Origin of the sequence: Treponema sp., assembly GCF_045657965.1 — a bacterium.
Taxonomy (GTDB): domain Bacteria; phylum Spirochaetota; class Spirochaetia; order Treponematales; family Treponemataceae; genus Treponema_D.
Genome location: NZ_JAZOUG010000352.1, coordinates 1 through 6496, shown reverse-complemented (window position 1 = coordinate 6496; position 6496 = coordinate 1). Strand labels below are relative to the sequence as shown.

Sequence of the window (6496 nt, the reverse complement as noted above, 5' to 3'; positions counted from 1 at the left end):
TACCGAGCCAGACAATGACATATAATTTTCTATTTTCTGTAATTCTACCACAAAATTTTTATTTCTTCTGTGATTTTGTCACACTGGCTTTTTCTTCGTCTTTTTTCCTGCCGTCGGCTGCTTTTTAGTTTTATTGGCAGGAGCCGCTTTCTTTTCTTCTTTATTGAAGCTGGCTTTCAGATAAAAATTCTCTATCGGCTCGTAGCCAAGAGGGGCAACCAGTTCGTTCCAGTTTTCCGGAAGCTTGATTTCTGTTGTAACAAATCCTCCTCCCGGCATTACCTGGAATTTGTTACGGTTTTCGTCCCCGGTAACAAGGAATGCCGTGTCACCTTTGTTCATTGTGGCAATTGTCATTATTTTTTCGTCACCCACAACCGGTTTTAACCATTCCGGCGTCGGTGTGAGGGCAGCCTGCTCATCTTCATCTTTTAAAAGCATTTCATACTGCTCTTCAAAAGAACGGCGGGTGTACTGTTTGCTGCCGGTATTTGCCCAGTAGTGAGCATAAGTGCGAAGGGCAAGCGGACGGCGGGCAGTTTCTATGAGAGCATCTTCAAGAGCTGATTTTGTTTTGTATTCTTTTGCAAGGTCGCGGGCAACATACTCAGTGATGAATATTGTGCGCGGAACCTGCGGTTTTGTGTTTCCAAGTCCGTTCTGCTGCTTTTCCGTAATGTCAAACGCCATTATCTCCATGATTTTCTGCGCATCGTCAGTTGCCGGAGTAACATTGTTTCCCCACGCAAGAGCACTTCCGGCAGTAATCGTGTTTGCATTTATGTCGTACCCCTGCTGAACATGATACGGCTTCCAGCCTAACTTTACGCACGCTTCATCATCTTCTGAGAACGTAAACGGAGTAAGATAGCCGAAAGTTCCCATGCGGTTTTCTTTTACGTAATAGCCGCCTATGTTCAGCAGGGCAAGGTCAATAAACCGACCCAAAGCTTTGTTCACTTTTTCACTTATCATGCCCTGTTCGTTATCTATTCCTAACTGACGGGCAAGAGGCCCGTTAAGCCAGGCAAACGGAGTCCAGCCGTGAGTAGAAGCAAGCGGTTTACGCCATTCACCGTCGTTCATTCCGGCAACAAAGGCAATGCAGACAGGCATAAACTCTTTGGGAACGCCCGCCATTACAGCATTTGCGGCCACAGTGTACACGGTACATTCACGGTATGCAAGGGCAAAAGTGCCGAGAACATCATCTGCTTTATACGGTGTAAACGCCAGATATTCCTGGATTTTTTCGTCAGTCGGCGGCACCACAGGAAGTCCGTCGGTCCAGTTATTTATAGAAAGAAACTCCTGCACTTCATCATAATTTCCGTAATAAATGATTTCGTCAGCAGGTCGTTTTCCTTCAGGGGCGTATTTTGCAATTTCATCTTTTGTAATCTGAGTTGTGAGGGCGGTTTTAATCTGCGGCCAGAGCACTTCCCGCGCATTTTTCTTAAGTTCTTCGTTTGAATGAGATGCAAATGCACCGGGATACTCTGCCGTACGAAGGACAGGAACGCCGCGGTTTACGCCGGTTGAATGAACCTGCGCCACAAAAGTAGGAGCGGCAACCGTAACAGTAGGAATTCCTATATACTCTGCAGCAATGGAATCCCCTGTCTCTTTTGTAGTACAAAGTCCGCAGCCGCAGTTTCCGACAATCACGGCATCAACTTTAAGTTCCTTGAGCCGTGCCTGAAAGGCTTTTGTTTTTTCAGTCTGCGCAAAAACAGAATAAGGACCTGCCTGCCCGACATCATCAAACATATAAATCTTTGCAGTGGGGAATTCCCTATCAATGCATTTTTTAAGCTCGTTGTGTGTGGTTACCGCCATAAAAGAGCCGCCGACCAGTGCAATTGTTTTTCCTTTGAGAGTGTCAAGCCGCTTTGTCTGACTAATCATGGGCATATCGTGATATCCGACCGGAGAGACAATAGCATAGTTTTCCCGTCCGTCATCAGCATACTGCGGAACAAAGCACACGCCGTCCACACATTCGTCCGGATTTGTACTGTATTTTGTGGCAGCAAAGAGCGTGGCTGTAAGTGCTGCCAGTGCCACTGCTGAAAGAATTTTCTTTTTCATAAGCATCTCCTTATTTTTCTTACATTTCAAACGATAACGTATTCTTAGTGTTAAAACATTAAGTATAAATTAAACGAACATTAAAGAATTTTCAGAAATAAATTTAAGATTGCTCAATTATATGATTTTCAGTAAAATGTAGTCAGTTTTAATCAAAATCGAGGTTAAAAAAATGACTAAACTGCGCGGTGCATTGACTGCTATGATCACTCCGATGAATGCTGACGGTTCTGTTGATTACGAAGGATTCAGAACTAACGTCAAATTTCAGCTGGAGCAGGGAATTGACGGGCTGGTTCCACTTGGAACTACAGCAGAAACTCCAACTCTTGACGAAGCTCCTGGTTCAGAAGAAGACAAACTTATTGAGATCGTCATGGAAGAAGTCAAATCATTCGAGAAAAAAACAGGCAAAAAAATTCCTGTAATTCTTGGAGCAGGAAGCAATAACACTAAAGATGCAGTCAAATACTGCGAACGCGCAAAAAAAGCAGGAGCTGATGCGGCACTTGTAGTCACTCCTTACTACAACAAACCATCAAAAGAAGGAATTTTCCGTCACTTTGAAGCAGTTTCAAAGGTCGGCATTCCAATCATTGTATACAACATTCAGGGACGCACAGGATTGAATATTCCGACCGATCTTCTCGAGCGGATTGCAGAACTGCCGAACATCTCAGGTGTAAAAGAAGCAAGCGGCAACATCAATCAGATGATGGATGTAATTGCCCAGATTAAATCAAAAAAGCCTGATTTTGCTGTTTTAAGCGGAGATGACGGCCTTACACTACCTTTAATTTCAGTCGGCGGCGACGGAATTATTTCTGTTGTTTCAAATCTTGCTCCTGCTCTTGTCACAGAAATGACAAACAAAGCGTTGAACGGTAACATCGAGGAAGCACGAAAGATTCATTATCGTCTGCTTCCGTTCTTCAAGGCAGCCTTTGTCGACGGAAACCCGACTTCAATCAAGTACGCAATGAACTTCAAAAAAATGCCGGCTGGTCCTTGCCGCCTGCCTCTGGTAGAAGTCACAGACGAAGCAAAAAAAGTAATTGAAAACGCACTTAAAGAGTGTGCACTGTAAGGAGAAAATTATATGTCGGAAAAGATAAATGTTGGTGTTTTGGGCGCTACTGGAATGGTCGGTCAGCGCTATATCAAGCTTTTGGAAAATCATCCCTGGTTCAAGGTAACTTATGTTGCAGCATCCCCACGTTCGGCTGGAAAGGCTTACAAAGAAGCTGTCGCTAACCGCTGGCTTATCGGCGCAAACATTCCTGCAGACGTTAAAGATTTAATCGTTCAGGATGCAAACGATGCTAAGGCAGCATTAGGAAAGTGCCGCTTTGTATTCAGCGCCCTTGAAATGGGAAAAGACGAAATCAAGGCTCTGGAAGCAGCTTATGCTGCAGAAGGAATCCCGGTTGTTTCTAACGCAAGTGCAAACCGCTGGACAGAAGATGTTCCGATGCTCATTCCTGAAATCAACTTTTCACACCTCGACGTAATTGCAGAGCAGAAAAAGCATCACGGCTGGGACAAGGGCTTTATTGCAGTAAAACCGAACTGCTCGCTGCAGACATACATGATGCCGCTTTACGCTTTGCAGCAGGCAGGCTATCCTGTAAAACGCATGATTGTCACAACTTTGCAGGCAGTTTCGGGAGCAGGATATCCTGGCGTTCCTTCTTTTGATATGATTGACAATATCGTTCCGTACATCGGCGGCGAAGAAGAAAAAACCGAAAAAGAATGTCTCAAGATTTTGGGAAGCGTAAAAGACGGAAAAATCGAAAATGCAGCTGGTCCTGTTGTTTCTTCAACCTGTACACGCGTTCCTGTAATCGACGGACACACAGCAAGCGTAAACCTTGAGTTCGATTTGCCGGAAGACAAAAAGCCTTCGCTTGAGCAGATTCTCAAAGTATGGGAGAACTTCACTTCTCTTCCACAGGAACTCAAGCTTCCGAGTGCCCCTGAGCATCCGATTGTTTACCGCGAAGAAGAAAACCGTCCGCAGCCAAACCGCGACCGTGACACCGAAAAAGGCATGGCATGTGTACTCGGCCGCCTGCGCAAATGCAATGTATTCGACGTTAAGTTCGTTGCATTGAGCCACAACACAAAACGCGGAGCTGCATTGGGTGGTATTTTGAACGCAGAGCTTTTAAAAGCTAAAGGTTATTTTGATTAACATGTAGCGACAGAAATACATGGAGTTTTATCTGTGATTTTTAAGAAACTCCATGTATTCATCCTCACGCAGCGGCTTAGAATAGAAATAGCCCTGCACCTGATCGCATTTAATTTTTTTAAGAAAGTCCCGCTGTTCCTGAGTTTCAACACCTTCAAAAATTGTTTCCTTTTTTAGATTTTTTCCTAAACCAACAAGCGTTTCAATAAAGTTTTCTGATTCTACATCAAGCGTTCCGTTTTTTTCATCTTTTGCAAACAGGAACGAACGGTCAAATTTTAAAATATTTGCAGGAATAGAAGAAAGCATATTCAAGGATGACTCACCGGAACCAAAATCATCTATTGCAACCCTGAGTCCTTCTTTTTGAAGCAGAATTGTAATATCCCTGAGAAGATTTTTATCTAAGGAAGCCCTTTCCAGAAGTTCAACTTCTATCAAATTAACCGGTATATCATATTTTTTCAGAAGATTTGTAAATTCATAAACAAATTTATCTGGTTTATCATGATTACGTGATACATTAACTGAAATCGGAACTACAGGAGAATTATTATCTATACATTTTTTCAAGAACTTAAAAACCTGTTCATATACATAGAAATCAAGTTTTATGACAAAATTGTTCTTTTCAAAAAGCGGAATAAAATCATTTGGTGCAACAAAACCAAGTTCGCTGCTCTGCCATCGAACCAAAGCTTCAGCGCCAACAACTTTTTCTGTTGCTAAATCAATTTTTGGCTGATACATAACAAAAAATTCGTTATTTAAAAGGGCCTCTTCCATATGAGTTTCGATAAAATTATCTTCATTCCACTGCTGAAGTAATTTTTCGTCATAGATTGCATATTGATAAAGTGCATTTTCTTTAATCGTATTCTTTGCGAAATTTGCCTGAGTAATTAATGACTGAGCTGTTACATCTTTTTCATTTTTTTGCGGAAGATAAAACGAAATACCGAATTTTGGGGTCAACGGGATTTCATTTTTACGAACTTCTCCTGTAAATTTTACCAGAGCCTGTTTAAAAAAGGCCATTGCTTTATGTACAGACTCAATTTTCAGGAAAATATAAAAATGATCAGCATAACCACGGCTTAACAAAGAATCAAAACTTTTACAGCTTTCGTATAAAATTCTTGAATAAGTATAAAGAATTTTATTTGCTTTTGCTTCACCAAAATTCTGATTAATAAATTTAAAACCATGCATATCAGATTCAATCATCATAAATTTTAAATTCGGATAATGATGCAAAAGCTTGTTTACTTCTTTTTCGAAGAATGAATGCGTCCAGAGATGTGTTACAGAATCAATATTCGTGGAGAGTATTTGATGACGCTCTAAAACAGAATGAATCCATATTTCAAGTAAGAATATAAGTCCCAGAACTATTGCAATAATTTCAAGAATAAAATTCTGAAAAGAAGCCTGTGCTTTTCTTAGATTTGTGAACTCTGAAACAGGAACGGAATATCCAAGAAGCCATGGTGCAGTTTTACACTCTCTAGTAAAAAGATAAACAGGATTATCATTAGTGTCATTTGTTTCTATTACGTTATAACTTTCATTACCAGCCTTCAGAACTTTTTCATTAAACATCCATGGAGTAAAGGTCCAGTTAATCCATTTTGAATCATAATGAAAAATGAACCGCCTGTTTTTATCACAAATTACAAATCTTTTATTTTTATCAGGTGAAATTTCTTCAAAATAATTTCGTATATCTTCAATGTAGGCGACTGCAATTAAAGCACCTATAATCTGATTATCTTCATTAAAGACAGGTCTAGCAAATACCAGACTTAATTTTCCGTCATGCTTAGCATCAAGAACTGAACTTACAAAAAAATCTGTATTACCGGACATAATTTCATAAAAATACGCCCTGTCTGTTACATCGTATTCATCACCTGCAGAATTCCAGGTATGCCCATCCTTATTTGCATATACGACCATGTGAAACGGAGGTAAAACTTTTTCTTTTTCTTTTAAGAGGTAATCTGTTATTTCTTTTATTGAAAGTGTTTTATAGGCAATTTTTGCATAAAAAATATCAAGACGGGATTCAATCTGCTTTAATTTAGATTCAACCGCAAGTTCATAGTCATCTATTGATGAATCGCACTGTTCAATAAATTGAGCTTCAATATTCCCCTGAAGACGTTTTAAAAGAGTTTTTGTAAGAATGAAACCAAGAATAAGAAT

4 protein-coding genes are annotated in these 6496 nt (G+C 40.5%); 2 read left to right on the top strand and 2 right to left on the bottom strand.

Annotated features, from left to right (window positions below):
* Positions 1 to 78 precede the first annotated feature (78 nt).
* On the bottom strand, positions 79 to 2091 hold the full coding sequence (locus ACKI5B_RS13355; protein ID WP_407429592.1) for a UGSC family (seleno)protein: 2013 nt from the start codon (positions 2089 to 2091) through the stop codon (positions 79 to 81).
* A gap of 172 nt (positions 2092 to 2263) precedes the next feature.
* On the opposite strand from ACKI5B_RS13355, the gene dapA reads away from it, so the two are divergent.
* Both dapA and asd read left to right on the top strand, forming a co-directional pair.
* Positions 2264 to 3178 carry a 4-hydroxy-tetrahydrodipicolinate synthase gene (gene dapA, locus ACKI5B_RS13350; RefSeq protein WP_407429590.1) on the top strand — a complete coding sequence of 305 codons (915 nt, stop codon included), beginning with the start codon at positions 2264 to 2266 and terminating at the stop codon, positions 3176 to 3178.
* A 12-nt stretch (positions 3179 to 3190) separates the two neighbouring features.
* Positions 3191 to 4288 (top strand): aspartate-semialdehyde dehydrogenase, encoded by a 1098-nt coding sequence (asd, locus tag ACKI5B_RS13345; protein WP_407429588.1) that lies wholly within the window; start codon positions 3191 to 3193, stop codon positions 4286 to 4288.
* A gap of 27 nt (positions 4289 to 4315) precedes the next feature.
* Here asd and ACKI5B_RS13340 read toward each other — a convergent pair.
* Positions 4316 to 6496: EAL domain-containing protein (locus tag ACKI5B_RS13340; RefSeq protein WP_407429586.1), on the bottom strand; the 2181-nt coding region annotated here is incomplete at its 5' end.